Raw genomic sequence first — 15,567 nt, 5'->3', positions numbered from 1 at the left:
GCGAGCAACCCCCACCCACCCGCACCCGACAACGCACCCGGCGGCCCCCACCCACCTCGGTCAGGCCCGGCGGGCCGGCACCGTGTCGAGCAAGGCGTGGGCCGCGTGCCGGGCCGGGGACGCGGTCAGTTCGGCGAGACGGCGGAAGGTCTCCTCGGCCGGGCGGGCGGGCCATTCGGAGGGAAGGTGGCGGGCGGGGAGCCGGGGGTCGGTGCGGATGGTCCACAGCCAGTCGCTGACCAGCCGCAGCCGCGTGCCGATCGGATCGTCGACCGGGTCGGCGCCCGAGCCCAGGAGGGCCGTCCAGCGTTTGTCGAAGGCGACGTAGCGGGCGGCGATGCTCTCCAGGTCCCAGGTGTCGCGGATCATCAGCTCGACGTCGGTGGCCTCGTTCGCCCGGGCGTGGAAGATCTTGACGTGGTCGGTGAGCCCGAGGTCGGCGACGGCCGCGGCGATGTCGACGTTCCCGGGCGCGACCCAGAGCCCGCTGTAGAGGGCGCCGAACCCGGACCAGGTCAGCCGTGAACGCAGGTCGTGGCGCCGGCGTTTCCACGCCTCGGGGAGGGAGAAGCCGAGGAGGGTCCAGGTGCCGTCCCAGTCGTCGTTGACCGCGCCCTGCCGCCAGACGCGGGTGCGGCCGTCCATGAGGACGCGGGTCGCCTGCGGGGTGAGGCCGAAGTACATCCTGCGGCCCTCCCGGCGGCGCCGCAGCAGACCGCGGTTGACCATGCGGGTCAGGGTGGAGCGTACGGCCTGTTCACCGACGCCGACCCGGCCGAGCACGTCGATGATGCTGCCCGAGTACACGCACAGGTCACCGTCGTCCTCCTCCAGCACGTGGTTGCCGAAGAAGGCGAGCATGAGCGACTGCGGACGCGACTGCGGGCCGTCCGAGATGTCGTCGTCCCGGGTGTCTCTGTCCGGGGTGTCTCTGTCCGGGGTGTCCAGGATGTCGTAGTCCTCCACGGGGGAAAGCGTACGGCCGCCCGCTCCGCGTGATTCCCGCACCCCTGGCGGCGCGCGATCGTGACGGCTCCGGGACAGTGGGGACCGTCGAGCACGTCCGTCAGGAGGCACACGAGCCATGACCACCATCGCCGTCATCGGAGCCGGGCCGGGTCTCGGCGCGGCCGTCGCCCGTCGCTTCGGCCGTGAGGGGTTCGCCGTGGCGCTCGTCGCCCGCGACCCGGAGCGCACGAGGGCGCTCGCCGCCGACCTCGCCGACCAGGGCGTCACCGCGCGGGGGTTCACCGCCGACGTACGCGACCCCGAGGCCCTGACCGCCGCGCTCGACGCGGCGCGCACGGCGCTCGGCCCGATCGAGGTCCTCCAGTACAGCCCCCTGCCGCATCCGGACTTCATGCTGCCGGTGCTGGAGACGAGCCCCGCCGACCTGGTCGGCCCGATCGAGTTCTCCGTCTACGGCGCGGTCGCCGCCGTGCGCCAGGTGCTGCCCGGGATGCGCGCCCTCGGCCGCGGCACGATCCTGCTCGTCAACGGCGGTACGGCCGTGGTCCCGCACCCCGACCGGGCCGGGACGTCCGTGGCGTTCGCGGCGGAGAGCGCGTACGGCCACCTGCTGCACGACACCCTCGCGGCCGAGGGCGTCCATGTCGCGCAGCTGGTGGTGCCCGGCGCGATCGTCCCCGGGCACCCCCGCAAGGACCCGGCCGTCCTCGCCGACACCCTGTGGGGCATCCACCGCGACCGCCACGGCTTCCGGCACTTCGCCGACGACCTGGACGCCTGACGGTCGGCGCGCGGGCGTCCGCGGCCGGTGTCAGGCTGAAGGCACAGGCACCGAGAACGTGAAGGGGAATCCTGTGATCACCACTGACCTGAAGCCCGGCTCCCCCTGCTGGCTGGACCTCGGCGTCCGCGACCTCCCGGCCGCGGCGGCCTTCTACCGGGCGGTGCTGGGCTGGGAGTACGAGCCCATGGGCGGCGGGGGAGAGGGGGAGGGGACGGAGGGCTCGGGCGGAGTCTTCCGCAAGGACGGCAAGGTCGTCGGCGGGCTCGGCGAGCTCACCGAGGAGGGCGCGCGGTCGGCCTGGATGCTCTACTACACCGTCACCGACGCGGACGCCACGACGCGGGCCGTGGAGGGCGCCGGCGGCACCGTGCGGGTGCCGTCGCGGGACCTCGGTGACTGGGGGCGGATGGCCCAGTACAGCGACCCGCTCGGCGGTCAGTTCGCCGTCTGGCAGCCGGGCACGAACGCGGGATTCGAACTCGCGGACGAGCCGGGCTCGCTGTCCTGGACCGAGCTGTACACGACCGACGCCTCCGCCGCCAAGGAGTTCTACGGCGGCGTCCTCGGCTGGCAGTTCGGCGACATGCCGATGCAGGGCGACGGGGGCGTGTACACCCTCATCACGCCCGCCGGGCTCCCCGAGGAGCGCATGCAGGGCGGCCTGATGCAGCTCCGCGCGGAGGACCTCACCCTGACCGGCGGACGGCCGTACTGGCATCCCGTCTTCGCCGTCGCCGACTGCGACACGGCTGTCGCGGCGGTCACCGGGAACGGCGGCAGTGTGCAGATGGGCCCCGTGGACATGCCGGACGTCGGCCGGCTGGCCGTCTGCCTCGACCCGTCGGGCGCGGACTTCGTCCTCCTCGCCGCCGCCGAGAGCTGACCCCGGCGCCCCTGACGCCCCCCCCGCACGCCACCGTTCCCGCGCCGGTGGCGTGCTCACCATTGCGGAAAACCGGATCAGCGTCCATCATCCCACCAACAGGAATCCTGTTAATTCAATGTTGGAGCGATGGGTGGGTGCGATCATGTCGTTCGGTGCCAGAATCCAGGCCAGAGGGGTCCAGCTGCTGCTCAGCGGCGTCATGACCCGCGTCCACCAGGACCTGCGCTTCACCGACGTGCCGAAACGGACGGAAACCCTTCGGGTGGAGACCGGGGCCGGCCCGGTCGACTGCACCGTCTACCGCCCGCCGACCGCCACCCCCACCCCCGCTCCCGTCTACGTCAACTTCCACGGCGGCGGCTTCATCGTGGCCCGCCCCGAGCAGGACGACCACATCTGCCGCTACATCGCCGCCACCGCCGGCTGCGTCGTCGTCAACGTCGACTACTCCGTCGCCCCGCAGCACGTCTTCCCCACCGCCGTCACCCAGGCCTACGACGTCGTCGAGTGGGTCGCGCGGAACGGCGAGGCCCACGGCTGGGACGGCTCACGGCTCGCCGTCGGCGGCCACAGCGCGGGCGCCAACCTGACCGCCGTGGTCTGCCAGACGGCCCGCGACCGGGGCACCGTCACCCCGCGTCTGCAGATCATCGACTCCGCGCTGCTCGACCAGGTCGCCGACCCGGCCACCAAGCGGTCCCGCATCGCCAAGCCGCTTCTCAGCCCGGGGCTCATGCGCATCTTCACCGCCGCCTACGTCCCGAATCCGGCCGACCTCGCCGACCCCTTGGCCTCCCCCGGCCTCGTCGACGACCTCTCCGGCCTGGCGCCCGCCCTGGTCATCACCGCCGAGAACGACCGACTGCGCGACGAGGGCGACGCCTACGCCAAGGCCCTGGCGAAGGCCGGGGTCCCGGTCACCCACCGCGTCTTCGAGGGCGTCGACCACTACTTCACCCACACCGGCCCGGTGGAGGCAGGCAAGGAGGCGATCGACCTGATGGCCACGACCCTGCGCACCGCCCTCGACGCCACCGTCCCCGACGCGGCTTGACGGCGCGCGCCCCGTCGGCGGGACACTGCTCACCCGGGCTGCGACCGGATACACCGGCCGCGGCCTGACCGACGCCGACCCGACGAAGGGCACCACGTGCTGCTGCACACCCGTGAGTGGGGCGCCGGTGACCGGACCGCCCTGCTCGTCCACGGCATCATGTCCGACTCCCGCACCTGGCGCCGGGTCGGCCCGGCGCTCGCGGACCGCGGCTACCGGGTGATCGCCGTGGACCTGCGCGGCCACGGGCTCTCACCGCGCGGCGCGTACAGCCCGCAGCTCTTCGCGGACGACCTCGTCGACACCCTGCCCCGGCAGGCCGACCTGGCACTCGGGCACTCCCTGGGCGGGCTCGCCCTCTCCCTCGCCGTCGAGCGGCTGCGGCCCCGGCGTGCGGTCTACGCGGACCCGGCCTGGTCGTCCGCCGACCCCGAGCGGCACGTCGGCCCCGAGGTGTTCGCCGCCTTCAAACGCGCCACCCGCTCCCGGACGGCCGCGCTCAACCCCCGCTGGGACCCCGAGGACATCGACATCGAGATGGCCACCCTGGCCGCCTGGGACGCCGGCTCCGCCCACTTCCTCGGCGGCCGCCCGCTCACCGGGTTCGTCCCCGGCCACCCCGTCGTCCCCTCCCTCGTCCAACTCGCCGACCCCAGCTCCCTGGTCGGCCCCGAGGACACCGACCGGCTCAGGGCCGGCGGCTTCACGGTCCGTTCCGTCCCCGGAGCCGGCCACACCATCCACCGGGACGACTTCGACGGCTTCATGAAGTCGCTCGACGGCTGGATCTGACGCCCGCCCTCTCGGCGGTCGACTCCGGGGCGGCCGGTGCGGTGCGGTGCCGTGGCTACGGCGCGGTCCGCATCCGCTCCAGCAGCACGGGGTCGTGCGCGTTGACGACGGTCAGATCGGCCTCGGCCCGGCGGTGCAGTGCGGCGAGGCGGACGTGGTTGGCGCGCACCTGCTTCAGGTCGTGCGCCAGCAGGTTCTCCACGGCACGCAGGGCCCGGGGGGCGGGGGAGCGCCCGTCGAGCGTGCCGCGGTGGTAGAAGGCGTCGCCGGCGTGCAGGATCCAGCCGTTTCCGGTGTCGACCGCGACGCAGGCGTGGCCGCGGGTGTGCCCCGGCAGGGAGACCAGGACGATCCCCGGGGCGACGGCGTCGAGTTCCTTGGCGGCGGCGAATCCGCGCCAGGCCTCGCCGTCCGGGGTGTGCTCGACGAGCTTCGGCCCGTGGTCCCACTGCGCGGAGCGGTACCGGGACCGTTCCCGCCGGGACGGGGAGACGACGGCGCCCAGGGCCTCGGCGGCCGTCGTGTGGACCTGGGCGTCGGGGAAGTCGGCCAGGCCGCCGATGTGGTCGAAGTCGAAGTGGGTGACGACGATGTGCCGTACGTCGTCCCGCCGGAACCCCAGGGCCTCGACCTGACGCGCGGCCGTCTCCTCGGCCCGGAGCACGGGCCGGACCAGGTGCCGGGAGGAGCCCAGCCGGCGTCCCGGCTCGGCGATGTCGCGCAGCCCGAACCCGGAGTCCACCAGCACCAGCCCGCCGGGCGCCTCGACGAGCAGGACATGGCAGACCAGCGCGCCGGTGAGCGGGAGCATCGTCCCGCAGTTGAGGTGGTGCACCTTCACGGCAGTACCGCCTTCGGGGTGTCGAGGAGAGGACGGGAAGAGACGGCCCCGGGGACATGGGCGGCTCACCCGCCCCCTGGGCGTTTCGGCGGACAGCGTACGGGGCCGCGCCGGGCCTCATCCCTCCTCCTCGCTCGGTAGCGGGTCCCGATCCGCTGCGGCGCGCAGACGGTACGCGGCGACGGCGGACTCCAGTGTGGGGAAGAAGTGGTGGGGATCGATGGTGCGGGTGAGGCCGTAGCGTTCGATCTTCCGGCGTACGGGGTCCTTGAGTTCGGCGAACACGAGGTGCACGTGACGGGCGTTGAGGTCCTCGTCCAGTTCCTCCAGCACGTCGGCGGCGGTGGTGTCGACGTCGGTCATGGGCTCCGCCGCGATCACGATCCAGCTCGGCCGCGGCTCGGCCGAGGCCAGGCGCCTGACCTCGTCGCGGAAGGCCTTGGCGTTGGCGAAGAAGAGCGGGGCGTCGAACCGGTAGATCACCAGGCCCGGCAGCTGCCGGGCCTGCGGGTAGGAGCGGATGTCGTGGTAGCCCTCCAGGTCCCGCACCCGCCCCAGCACGGTGTTGTACGGCCACCACGCGCGCCGGAAGACATTGAGGACGGACAGCGCCACGGCGACGGCGATCCCGGGCAGTACGCCGAGCAGGGCCACACCCAGGAAGGCCGCGAGGCAGAGCAGGAACTCCGCCCGCCGCTGCCGCCACAGCCGTACCGCCCCCGGGACGTCGGCCAGGGAGAGCGACGCGGTGATGACCACGGCGGCCAGGGCCGGCTGGGGCAGATCACGGAACAGCCCCGGAACCAGCACCAGCATGAGGACGATCAGGGCCGCTCCGACGACGCCGGTGAGCTGGCTCCGCGCCCCCGCGCGTTCCGCCACGGCCGTCCGGGACCCGCTCGTGCTGACCGGGAAGCCCTGGAAGAGACCGGCGGCCAGGTTCGCCACCCCGACCCCGGTCATCTCCTGGTTGCCGCGGACCTCCTGCCCCGTACGGGCCGCGAAGGCCGACGCGTTGGAGATCGTGTCGGCCAGGGACACCAGGGCGATGCCCAGCGCCCCGCCGAACAGCGGGGCGAGGTCGGAGAGCCGGATGTCGGGGACCGTGAACGGCGGGAAACCCTCGGGCAGTTCGCCGACCAGGCTGACGCCGTGCGCGCCGAGGTCGAAGGCCGTGGCGGCGGCGATCGCCAGGACCACCATCACGAGCACCGCGGGGACCTTCGGCAGGAAGCGCTGCAGGACCAGGATCACCACGATCCCGCCGGCACCGACCGCGGCGGCCGCCGGCACCGCCGCCCCGTCGGCGAGTTCCCGGACGAAGCCGACGCACTCGCCGATCAGATCGTCCGCCTCGACCTTGAAGCCGAGCAGCTTGGGCAGCTGACCGATCAGGATGGTCAGCGCCAGGCCGTTCATGTAGCCGATCATCGTCGGTTTCGAGATCAGGTCGGCGATGAAGCCGAGCTTCGCCACCGACGCCAGCAGCATGATGCCCGCCACCATGAGCGCGAGCATCGACGCCAGCGCGACGGCCCGGTCGGGGTCCCCGTCCGCCGCCACCAGCGGCAGCACGGTGGCCGCGATCATCGGCCCGAGCGAGGAGTCCGGGCCCAGCACCAGGATCCGGGACGGTCCGCACACCGCGTACCCGAGCAGGCAGAGCACCGTCGTGTAGAGACCGGTGATGGGCGGCAGGCCCGCCAGCTCGGCGTACGCCATGCCCTGCGGCACCAGCAGCGTGGTCAGGACCACCCCCGCGACCAGGTCCTTGACCAGCCACTCGCGCCGGTAGGACGACACCGCACGGACCCCGGGAACCGCCCGCACCCTGGAGAGGAGCCCTCGGCTCTTGCGCTCGGTTGTCACAGACCGTCCTTCCGTCCCGGCAAGCGTGGCACGTGAACGGCGGGACCCCGGCGCGGACGGTGAAGTGTCGCTTCTTACGCCGGACGGCGCTGTCAGCCCAGGTCGAACAGGTTCGGCAGCCGCAGGAGGTACCGGGTGCGGTCGTGGCGCTTGAGCGCCTCGAACTCGGGCGCCCGGTACAGCGGGGTGACGGCGCACCGTTCGGCGGACGAACCGATCCGGTCGAGCAGCGCGTTGACGGCCTGCCGGGCCGAGGTGTTGGCGCCCTCCATGGTCGCCAGGTCGATGGGCACGGCCACGTAGTCGCCCGACAGGAAGAGGTTGGGGATCCGGGTGGCCGAGCGGGGACGGTGGTGGAAGGTGCCCGTCGGATGGATCAGCAACTGCTCGTCGTTGACCGGGTTCGGGGTGCCGAGGCCGTCCACCGCCGGGTCGAGGAACCAGGAGTGCAGCACGGAGTCCTTCAGGACCGTACGGCCGCTGTCGTTGAGCGCCGCCTTCAGCTGCGCCCACACCTCGCGGGCGACCTCCGCGCGGGTGCACTGCTTGGCGGTCTTCCCGTACAGGATGCCCGGGCGGTCCCACTCGGAGACGTCCACGGAGAGGCAGTCCGCGACCGTGCCGTCGCCGAAGTCGGCGGGGAAGTCGTGGCCCGGCCAGTGCTGGGCCTGCGCGATCGCGGTCAGCGACCAGGGGGAGTCGATGAGGTCGAGATGGCCGTGCAGGATCGGTGTGCGTTCGGTCAGATAGAACTGGATGCCGGTCATCCAGTCGGTCTCCAGCCGGTCGCACGCGGCCAGTTGGGGATCGGCGGCGCGCACGGCGGCGTTCCAGGTGCGCCGGGCGTGCTCGACCGGCATGGCCGAGATGTAGTGGTCGGCGGTGACGGTCCGCCGGGCGCCGCCCGGGTCCTCCACGACGGCCCCGCCGATCCGGCCCCCCGCGAGCGTCAGGTCCCGTACGGTCCAGCCGATCCTGAACTCGACGCCCAGCGACCGCAGATGGGTCACCCACGGGTCGATCCAGGCCTCGTTCGTGGGCGCGTTCAGGATCCGGTCCAGCGGGCCGTCCGCGCCCCGCCCCAGCAGGTTGAAGGCGAAGGCCTCCAGCAGGGTGGCGACCGTACGGGTGCTGGCCTCCTCCGCCTTGGTGGCCACGATGTTGCGGGTGATGCCGACGGCGAGGATCCGCTGGTAGTCGAACGACATCCGCCCGGCCCGCACGAACTCCCACCACGGCGTCCGTTCCCAGGTCTCGTCGCGCCGCTCGTCGCAGCTGGTGAGGAAGACCAGGAAGCGGTCGGCGAAGTAGAGGGCCTCGTGGAGCGGGAGGTTGAAGGCGGTGTCCAGCACCGCGGTGACGGCGCGGCGGATCTCGTCGGGGGTGAGTTCGGCGGGGCCGCTGTCCGGCCAGGGCAGGGGGATCCTGATGTCCTCCCGGCCGCCGGACCGGGCGAACAGCATCTCCTTGGGGGCCACGAGGTTGTCGTGCACGCCATGGGCGTTGCCCGGGAAGGGGATGCGGCGCATGGTGTCGGGCAGGTTGTGATAGATCCCCGGGATGAAGCGGAAGCCGTGTTCCCCGGGCAACGGGGCACGCCCGCCGGTGGCGCTGCCCGGTACGTCCATGCTGCGGGCCTTGCCGCCGAGCGCCTTGCGTTCGTACACCGTCACCCGGAAGCCGCGCTCGGCGAGTTCGTGTGCCGCCGTGAGCCCGGCGACGCCGCCGCCGAGGACGGCCACGGTGCGCGCGGCGGCGCCGTCGTCGGCGGTGGCCCGCCCGGCGGTGCCCAGCGCGACGGCGCCGCCGGCAGCCGTCGCCGTACCCAGGAACCCTCTGCGTGTGGTGCCGCCCCGCGTGCCCATCGCCCACCCCTTACCGTCGGTAACCACCATCGGCGTACGAAGATAGGAGCGACGCACCGATCCCGGAAGTCGACCGGCGCCGCGCGGGCCACTTTGGCTTGATGCCGCATCAGGCCGCCGCGCGCGGCACCGCTTCGCGCCGCCCGCCTCGACCGTGGACCAGCCGCTGGGTGCGCGCCTCCTTCCGGAGCCGGTGTGGTGTGTGTCACAACGGCTGGATTGAGTGGGAGGCCAGGGGCGTTCACGTACCTTCTCGTGACGCATGGGACCAGGACTGCGAGGATGGGCTCGATGACCGCTGGGGGGTGTTCCCGCACGCTCAGGGCCGCCGTGTTCGCGGCTGTCTGCGTGCTGCTCACCTCCCTCGGGCACGTCATGATGTCCGGGACGGCGGTGCCCTGGTGGGCCATGGCCGCGGGCGCGGTGGTGACCGGCGGCGCGGCCTGGTGGTCCGGCGCCCGGGAACGCGGGCCGCTCCTTGTCGGCTCCGCCACGGTCGCGGCCCAGGCCGTCCTCCACACGATGTTCTCGCTCGCCCATACGGCCGTCCGGCACTCCGGGAGCGCCACGGGCCGGGCCGCGCGGACGGCCGGCACCGTGACGGGCGCCGTGCCCGGCGCGGCACCGATGGAGCACGCGACGGGGGCCGCGACCTCCTCGGCGGCGATGGACCACATGGGCGCGGGGCCCGCGCACGCGCTGGACCACGCCCTGGGCGGCCTGCCCTCGACGGGCATGCTCGCCGCCCATCTGCTGGCCGCGGTGCTCTGCGGCCTCTGGCTCGCCCACGGTGAGCGCGCCGCCTTCCGCATCCTGCGGGCGTTCGCCGGCTGGCTGACCGCGCCGCTGCGCCTGCTCCGCAGCCCGTCCATGCCGCCGTACCGTCCGCGGATCCGCGCCCGCCGCGCCCGTACGGACCGCGTGGCGCACCGCTGTCTCCTCACCCACGCGATCACCTCCCGCGGGCCACCGGCCGGGACCGCTGTCGCCTCCTGACGACAGCCGGTTTCCCGGGGACATCACGCGGAGACGACGCCCCGCTGTCGGCTCCCCGCCCCGGGCAAGCACCGCACCCCCGTACCCGACGGTCGGCCCTTTGCCGATCCGGGTGCGCCGGGGCTGCCCCGTGTCCCGTCACAGCCTTCAGCCCACCCCCTCAAGGGAGTTCCCCGTGCATCGCTCCACCCTGCTGCGCACCATGCGTCGAACCGGCGCCCTCACCGCGGTCGCCCTCGCGTCCGTCGTCGCCGTCGCGGGGCCCGCCGCGGCCCACGCGGAGGTCGAGGCGGACGGCGCCCGCGCCCTCGACCAGAACGTCGAACTGACCTTCTCCGCCGCGTCGGAGTCCGCCACGGCCGGCATCACCAAGCTGGAGGTGATCCTCCCCGAGGGTCTCGTCCCCGCCGACATCACCTACGACAAGGGCCCGGACGGCTGGAAGTTCGCCCCCACCGGCCGGGGCTACACCGTCTCGGGCGACAAGCTCGCGGTGGGGGAGGACGTCGAGTACGTCGTCTCCGTACGGCAGTTGCCCGACGCGAAGTCGCTGGTCTTCAAGACGCTCCAGTCCTACAGCGACGGCAAGGTGGACCGCTGGATCGAACTGGAGGAGTCCGAGGACGACGGCCACCACGGTCACCCGGCGCCCCGCCTGGACCTGAAGGCCGCAGCTCCTGGCGCGAAGGCCGTCAGCCCCACGCCCTCCGCGGAGCCCACGACCGCCGCTCCCGAGACCGAGGCCGCGAAGGACACGACCCAGTCCGACGACCGGACGCCGTCGGCCGAGCCGGCCGCGGAGAGCACGGACGGCGACGACGGTCTCTCCCCGGCCGTCCCGCTGGGCATCGGCGCGGCCGTCCTCGTCGCGGTCGGCGGCGGAGTGTGGTGGTTCCGGAGCCGTCGCGGCACCACCGCCTGACCCCGGGAGCCGACGCGGGCCCGGTTCGGGTGAGCCCGGGCCCGCCGGACGGTTAATCGGCCGCGAGGGGGTATGCGGATGTCGGTCAGCAGCCGTGGGGAAAGGATCGAGGATGACCGACGACGCCTATCTGTTCCTGCTCGACGACGAGTCCGTGCCGCTCGGCGTGGCCCCCGCCGCCGTCGAGGATCTCGCCTGCATGGAGACTCCCGCCGTTCGCGCGTGGCTGGACGCCCAGGGGACCACGCCGACCTCCGCGCGACTGCGCCTGCTGCCGCCGGAGGAGACGGGGTCCATTCCCGAGGGGGCGGAACGGCTGCCCGTCCCGCTGAACGACGAGGAACTGAGCCGGGTCCGCCACCGGCTGGCACCGGAGCCGCTCGCCCGGATCGAGGAGGAACTGCTCGCCTACCGCGACAGCGCGGAGGGCCGGGACGGACTGATCGGCCGCGCCCTGGCGGCGGGCGTGCCACCGCACCGCATCGTCGAACTGACGGGCATGGACCCCGACACGGTGACCGCCGCGGCGAGCGGCTGAGACGCCCGCGATGGGGACCGTCGTCCATGTCCCGCAGACACGGGACATGATCGGGGAGGAACTGTCCGGCGACGAGGCGCTGACCGCGCTCAGGCACTACGGGGGCCGCCGGCTGCTGCTCGACGCGTTCGCCCGGTTCCGCTACGCGGACGGTTTCTCCCACTCCCGTTCACTCGCCTTCCAGGTGGTCCTCGGCCTGGTGCCGTTCACCATCGCCCTGGTCGGCGTGGCCACCACCGTGCACACGGAGAGCGTGGGGCGGATCATCGAACGCACCGTGGGCCGGATCGTGCCGGGCGCCAGCGCGAGCCTGGTCGAGGACGCGCTGGACGCCACCGCGCGCAGCGCCGGCTCCGGCGTGTGGAACGCCGTCGCCATGTGGCTGGGACTGGCCTTCGCCCTGCTGAACCTCGCTTCGGCGATGGGGCAGGTGGAGCGGGGCGCCAACCGCATCTACGGCGTCGAACGCGACCGGCCCTTCCTCGCCAAGTACGGGCGGGCCCTGCTGCTCGCCCTCGCGGCGGGCATGCCGATGGTCCTGGGGTTCCTCGTGCTCGTCGCCGGGGACGCCGTGGGGACCGCGGTGGTGGAGACCCTCGACTGGTCCCGGGACTGGCTCGACCTGTGGGGCCCCCTCGAAGTGCCGCTGGGTGTCCTGCTCGCCTGGGTCGCGTCGGCGGTGATCTTCCGCTGGGCCCCGCGCAGGGACCAGCCCGGCTACACCTGGCTGGCGTTCGGCTCGGCGGTCCACCTGGTCCTGTGGGTCACGGCCACGTGGCTCCTGGCGCTCTACGTCGCGAGGAGCGGCTCGTTCGGCGCCGTGTACGGGCCGCTGACGGCGTTCGTCGCCCTGCTGCTGTGGGCCAACCTGACGGGTGTCGCGCTGTTCCTGGGGATCGCGTTCGCCGCCCAGCTCGAAGCCGCCCGGGCGGGAATCACGGAGGCCGTCCGACCGGACCCGGGACCGGGGCCGTGACCTCGGGGTGGGACCTCGGTTCCCGGCCGGAGCCGGCGCCCCGAGCCGGGGCCGTGACGCCGGGCGGGGCGGGTGGGTCACCGGTCCGCGGCGGCGGCACGCGTCTCGGTGCGGTGGTCGTAGTACGCCCATGCCGCGACGCCCACCACGGCGGTGAGGCCCACGGCCACGACACGGACGACGCCGGCGGTCGCGTAGCCCACCAACCCGGTGGCCGCCCCGCCGCACAGCATGATCATGCGGCTGACGAAGCGCTGCCGCGGCTGCGGTTCCTCCCCCTCCCCCAGATCGCGCAGGGCCTCACGCGCGGGCCGCCCCGAGCCGCGCCGGACGCGGGCCCGGTACCGCAACCCGTAACCGATCAACACGTACAGCGCCAGAGCGCCCATGGCCCACAGCAACCCGGTGCCGTCCGCGCTCCCTCCCCGTGCCAGATGCATGACCTCTCCTCCCCTGAGGCTCCATGAGCGCAAGCACGTCTCCGCCGTCCGAATGCCCCGGGCAGCCGCGTCCGAACTCGGTGCGAGCGTCGCAATCGGGCCATTTCACCGCCCGTCCGGTCCGGATAGGGCCGCCCTCCCGCGGTCGACCGGGTGGCATGGATGGGACCATCGCGGGTACGGGCGCGTATGTGAGGGGGGAATGAGGGCGGGACACGTGGGATCGAATGCCGACGGTGACGGCTGTGGCGGGCCGGACAAGTGTCTGATGCGCGCCGGATACGCCCTGGGTGGCGAGGACGGCTGCATCGCCGACGCCCGCCATCACGCCCTCGCGTTCCTCGACCGTGCCCACGCCGATCACCGGCTGGCCGTCTCCGCGCGGGCGCGGGACCTCACCCAGTTGGTGGTCAGTGAACTGGTCACCAACGCCCGCAAGTACGCCCCCGGTCCCGTGCTCCTGGAGCTGCGCGTCACCGCCGACAGCGTGGAGATCGTCGTGTGGGACAGCGATCCGACGGTGCCCGCGGCCCGGGGCGCCGATCCCGACCGGGTCGGACAGCACGGGCTGGAGATCGTCAAGGCCGTCACCGAGGACCTCTTCGTGGAACAGGAACCGGTCGGCAAGCGCATCACGGCCCGCATCGCACTGGCCGACCCGCCCGGCGGCGGCCGGTGACGGCGCGTCACCGGCCTTGCTCACCGCCGTGCGATCAGAGGACCACGGCCATACCGACCAGCCCGATCACCATCAGCGCCACCACCACCAGGATCAGGACGAGGGACATCGACCCCCATCCCCTGCGCGGTGCGGGCGGCTCCGGATGGGAGATTCCGTAGGTCCCCCCTTCGCCGGGCGGGGTCTCACCGGGCGGCACCCCGCCGTGTGCGTCGACTCCCGGCGCCCGTCGGGGGCCGGGTTCAGGGGTCGTCATGTCGCACGCTCCCTTCGGCGGACGCGCTACTTGTTGGGCTTCGTGGAGCTGATGTCGCCGAGGGCCGACTCGGGGTCGCGCTCGATGGCCAGGTCCCCGAGGGAGACGATGCCCACCGCGTGCTGCTCCGCGTCGACGACCGGCATACGGCGGACCGAGTGCTCACGCATCAGTTCCACCGCGTGGCGGACGTCGTCGTCGGGGCCCACCGTGACGAGGTCGTCGCTGCACGCCTCCGCCACGGTCGTCCGGCCCGGGTCGCCGCCCTCGGCCAGCGTGCGGACCACCAGGTCGCGGTCGCTGACCAGCCCTCGCAGCCGGTCGCCCTCGGTGACCAGGACGGCGCCGATGTCCTCGTCCCGCATCATCCGGGCCACGGTCGCCACCGACGTCTGCGGCTCGACGGTCACCGGGGCGCTTGTCATCAGCTCGCTGACATGCTGAGTCATGGGAACCCATCCCTCCGTGAACTGGGGACGGCGCCTTCACCGCCACTCGGCTCCGCGAGTACCCATAAGCGGCAAAACACCACGCCTCTGCTTCGCACGGCTCCCCAGGGGCACTCGTCCGACTCGACCACCCCTGAAGTGAGTGCCTCCGGCTCAGCGGCCCGACCACCCGTAGTCACCCGTAGCCACCCGTAGCTACCGGTGGCCGCCGGTAGCCACCTGTAGTCACCCGTGTGGCCCGTAGAACCCTGGGCACTCGTGTGCGGCGCGTGAGGCGTGTGATGCGTGTGTGGCGCGCGCAGCGCGTATGGCGTGCATGGCGTATGTGGCGTGAATCGGCGGATGTGCCGGGTGCTCGGCTCGGCGTCGGAGGCTCGTCGCGGCGGTGTCGCCGTCGTGCCCAAGGAAACGGAGGTGAGCGATGGCGGCGCTCACGCTGGTGTCGACGTCGACGCTGTTGCTCACCCCACCGGGCGTGTACGCCCCGCAGTGGGACACCGAGTTGCTCATGCGTGCCCTCTGCCGCGAGGACATCGGTCCCTCCACCGACGTGCTCGACCTGGGGACCGGCAGCGGCGCCGTCGCCGTACACGCCGCGCGCCTGGGCGCCCGGGTGACCGCCGTAGACATCTCATGGCTCTCCGTGATCACGGCACGCGTCAACGCGCTGCTCGCCCGTCGGCGGGTGCGTGTCCGGCACGGTGACCTGACCACGGCGGTCGCGGGGAGCACGTACGACCTGGTGATCAGCAATCCGCCGTACGTGCCCTCGCCCGCCGACCGGATCCCGCGCAACGGGCGGGCCCGGGCATGGGAGGCCGGCCGGGACGGCCGGGTGTTCGTGGACCGCCTCTGCGCGACGGCGCCCCGGATGCTCCGCCCGGGCGGGACGCTGCTGGTCGTCCACTCGGACCTGTGCGGCACCGACACGACACTGCGGCGCCTGGAGAAGGCCGGCCTGCGCGCCTCGGTCGTCGACCGCGCGGAGGTGCCCTACGGCCCGGTACTCCGCTCCCGCCGCCCCTGGCTCGTCCACCAAGGCCTGATCACCGAGGACGACACCCAGGAGGAACTGGTGGTCATCCGAGCCGAACGCCCCTGAGGCCGAGGCGCACAGAAGGCGGGCTGCTCGGCGGCCGAGCCTGGGCGCACCGCCGGGTTCCCGACCTGACGCCCGGCCCTGGGCTCGACACCCGGCCTCCGGCCCTGGGCTCGGCGGTCGAGCCTGGCTGGGCGCCCGGTTCCCGGCCC

General features: G+C 73.2%; 17 protein-coding genes. 10 read left to right on the top strand and 7 right to left on the bottom strand.

Translation table 11 applies throughout. The features are described 5' to 3' along the window. Positions 1-60 precede the first annotated feature (60 nt). Complete coding sequence (locus tag HW837_RS08810; RefSeq protein ID WP_371271677.1) at positions 61-966, bottom strand: PaaX family transcriptional regulator; 906 nt, start codon at positions 964-966, stop codon at positions 61-63. A gap of 118 nt (positions 967-1,084) precedes the next feature. Here HW837_RS08810 and HW837_RS08805 point away from each other — a divergent pair, with 118 nt between their 5' ends. The 4 genes from HW837_RS08805 to HW837_RS08790 all read left to right on the top strand — a co-directional run bounded on the left by HW837_RS08805 (position 1,085) and on the right by HW837_RS08790 (position 4,485). Next, complete coding sequence (locus tag HW837_RS08805; RefSeq protein ID WP_045559679.1) at positions 1,085-1,750, top strand: SDR family NAD(P)-dependent oxidoreductase; 666 nt, start codon at positions 1,085-1,087, stop codon at positions 1,748-1,750. Between the two features lie 73 nt (positions 1,751-1,823). Next, on the top strand, positions 1,824-2,636 hold the full coding sequence (locus HW837_RS08800) for a VOC family protein (protein ID WP_045559678.1): 813 nt from the start codon (positions 1,824-1,826) through the stop codon (positions 2,634-2,636). Positions 2,637-2,781: 145 nt separating this feature from the next. After that, positions 2,782-3,693, top strand: coding sequence for an alpha/beta hydrolase (locus HW837_RS08795; RefSeq protein ID WP_193382340.1), 912 nt, complete (start codon positions 2,782-2,784; stop codon positions 3,691-3,693). 96 nt (positions 3,694-3,789) lie between these two features. Continuing rightward, entirely contained in the window at positions 3,790-4,485 is a 696-nt protein-coding gene (locus tag HW837_RS08790; protein ID WP_045559677.1) for an alpha/beta fold hydrolase, read from the top strand. 55 nt (positions 4,486-4,540) lie between these two features. Here HW837_RS08790 and HW837_RS08785 read toward each other — a convergent pair whose 3' ends face one another. The 3 genes from HW837_RS08785 to HW837_RS08775 all read right to left on the bottom strand — a co-directional run bounded on the left by HW837_RS08785 (position 4,541) and on the right by HW837_RS08775 (position 9,060). After that, the gene (locus HW837_RS08785; protein WP_045559676.1) at positions 4,541-5,326 is read right to left on the bottom strand and encodes an MBL fold metallo-hydrolase; all 786 of its coding nucleotides are present in this window, start codon (positions 5,324-5,326) and stop codon (positions 4,541-4,543) included. 117 nt (positions 5,327-5,443) lie between these two features. Continuing rightward, complete coding sequence (locus tag HW837_RS08780) at positions 5,444-7,195, bottom strand: SulP family inorganic anion transporter (RefSeq protein WP_045559675.1); 1,752 nt, start codon at positions 7,193-7,195, stop codon at positions 5,444-5,446. Between the two features lie 92 nt (positions 7,196-7,287). Further along, complete coding sequence (locus tag HW837_RS08775) at positions 7,288-9,060, bottom strand: hydroxysqualene dehydroxylase (RefSeq protein ID WP_093791236.1); 1,773 nt, start codon at positions 9,058-9,060, stop codon at positions 7,288-7,290. Positions 9,061-9,351: 291 nt separating this feature from the next. Here HW837_RS08775 and HW837_RS08770 point away from each other — a divergent pair, with 291 nt between their 5' ends. The 4 genes from HW837_RS08770 (at position 9,352) to HW837_RS08755 (ending at position 12,492) form a co-directional block, all read left to right on the top strand. After that, on the top strand, positions 9,352-10,056 hold the full coding sequence (locus HW837_RS08770; protein ID WP_045559918.1) for a hypothetical protein: 705 nt from the start codon (positions 9,352-9,354) through the stop codon (positions 10,054-10,056). A gap of 175 nt (positions 10,057-10,231) precedes the next feature. Beyond that, positions 10,232-10,978 carry a DUF1775 domain-containing protein gene (locus HW837_RS08765; protein ID WP_193380993.1) on the top strand — a complete coding sequence of 249 codons (747 nt, stop codon included), beginning with the start codon at positions 10,232-10,234 and terminating at the stop codon, positions 10,976-10,978. 112 nt (positions 10,979-11,090) lie between these two features. Continuing rightward, positions 11,091-11,516, top strand: coding sequence for a DUF6003 family protein (locus HW837_RS08760; protein WP_045559672.1), 426 nt, complete (start codon positions 11,091-11,093; stop codon positions 11,514-11,516). 10 nt (positions 11,517-11,526) lie between these two features. Continuing rightward, positions 11,527-12,492, top strand: a complete 966-nt coding sequence (locus tag HW837_RS08755) for a YihY/virulence factor BrkB family protein (RefSeq protein ID WP_045559671.1) — start codon at positions 11,527-11,529, stop codon at positions 12,490-12,492. Positions 12,493-12,569: 77 nt separating this feature from the next. Here HW837_RS08755 and HW837_RS08750 read toward each other — a convergent pair whose 3' ends face one another. Further along, positions 12,570-12,932 carry a hypothetical protein gene (locus tag HW837_RS08750; RefSeq protein ID WP_045559670.1) on the bottom strand — a complete coding sequence of 121 codons (363 nt, stop codon included), beginning with the start codon at positions 12,930-12,932 and terminating at the stop codon, positions 12,570-12,572. A 217-nt stretch (positions 12,933-13,149) separates the two neighbouring features. Here HW837_RS08750 and HW837_RS08745 point away from each other — a divergent pair, with 217 nt between their 5' ends. Continuing rightward, entirely contained in the window at positions 13,150-13,611 is a 462-nt protein-coding gene (locus HW837_RS08745) for an ATP-binding protein (RefSeq protein ID WP_045559669.1), read from the top strand. 34 nt (positions 13,612-13,645) lie between these two features. Here the strand turns inward: HW837_RS08745 and HW837_RS08740 are convergent, their stop codons facing one another. Continuing rightward, on the bottom strand, positions 13,646-13,867 hold the full coding sequence (locus tag HW837_RS08740) for a DUF6480 family protein (RefSeq protein ID WP_045559668.1): 222 nt from the start codon (positions 13,865-13,867) through the stop codon (positions 13,646-13,648). Between the two features lie 26 nt (positions 13,868-13,893). After that, complete coding sequence (locus tag HW837_RS08735; RefSeq protein ID WP_060886883.1) at positions 13,894-14,316, bottom strand: CBS domain-containing protein; 423 nt, start codon at positions 14,314-14,316, stop codon at positions 13,894-13,896. 421 nt (positions 14,317-14,737) lie between these two features. On the opposite strand from HW837_RS08735, the gene HW837_RS08730 reads away from it, so the two are divergent. Next, complete coding sequence (locus HW837_RS08730; protein ID WP_093791234.1) at positions 14,738-15,418, top strand: HemK2/MTQ2 family protein methyltransferase; 681 nt, start codon at positions 14,738-14,740, stop codon at positions 15,416-15,418. Positions 15,419-15,567: the final 149 nt, after the last annotated feature.

This window comes from Streptomyces caniscabiei (assembly GCF_014930365.1).
GTDB lineage: Bacteria > Actinomycetota > Actinomycetes > Streptomycetales > Streptomycetaceae > Streptomyces > Streptomyces caniscabiei.
This window is presented reverse-complemented; position numbering and strand designations above follow the sequence as displayed.

What these genes read in the sequence shown, in the direction of transcription:
- HW837_RS08805 (WP_045559679.1), top strand. Translation starts at nt 1,085, where the DNA reads ATGACCACCATCGCCGTCATCGGAGCCGGGCCGGGTCTCGGCGCGGCC.
- HW837_RS08795 (WP_193382340.1), top strand. Translation starts at nt 2,782, where the DNA reads ATGTCGTTCGGTGCCAGAATCCAGGCCAGAGGGGTCCAGCTGCTGCTC.
- HW837_RS08775 (WP_093791236.1), bottom strand. Translation starts at nt 9,060, where the DNA reads ATGGGCACGCGGGGCGGCACCACACGCAGAGGGTTCCTGGGTACGGCG.
- HW837_RS08770 (WP_045559918.1), top strand. Translation starts at nt 9,352, where the DNA reads ATGACCGCTGGGGGGTGTTCCCGCACGCTCAGGGCCGCCGTGTTCGCG.
- HW837_RS08760 (WP_045559672.1), top strand. Translation starts at nt 11,091, where the DNA reads ATGACCGACGACGCCTATCTGTTCCTGCTCGACGACGAGTCCGTGCCG.
- HW837_RS08755 (WP_045559671.1), top strand. Translation starts at nt 11,527, where the DNA reads ATGGGGACCGTCGTCCATGTCCCGCAGACACGGGACATGATCGGGGAG.
- HW837_RS08750 (WP_045559670.1), bottom strand. Translation starts at nt 12,932, where the DNA reads ATGCATCTGGCACGGGGAGGGAGCGCGGACGGCACCGGGTTGCTGTGG.
- HW837_RS08740 (WP_045559668.1), bottom strand. Translation starts at nt 13,867, where the DNA reads ATGACGACCCCTGAACCCGGCCCCCGACGGGCGCCGGGAGTCGACGCA.
- HW837_RS08735 (WP_060886883.1), bottom strand. Translation starts at nt 14,316, where the DNA reads ATGACTCAGCATGTCAGCGAGCTGATGACAAGCGCCCCGGTGACCGTC.
- HW837_RS08730 (WP_093791234.1), top strand. Translation starts at nt 14,738, where the DNA reads ATGGCGGCGCTCACGCTGGTGTCGACGTCGACGCTGTTGCTCACCCCA.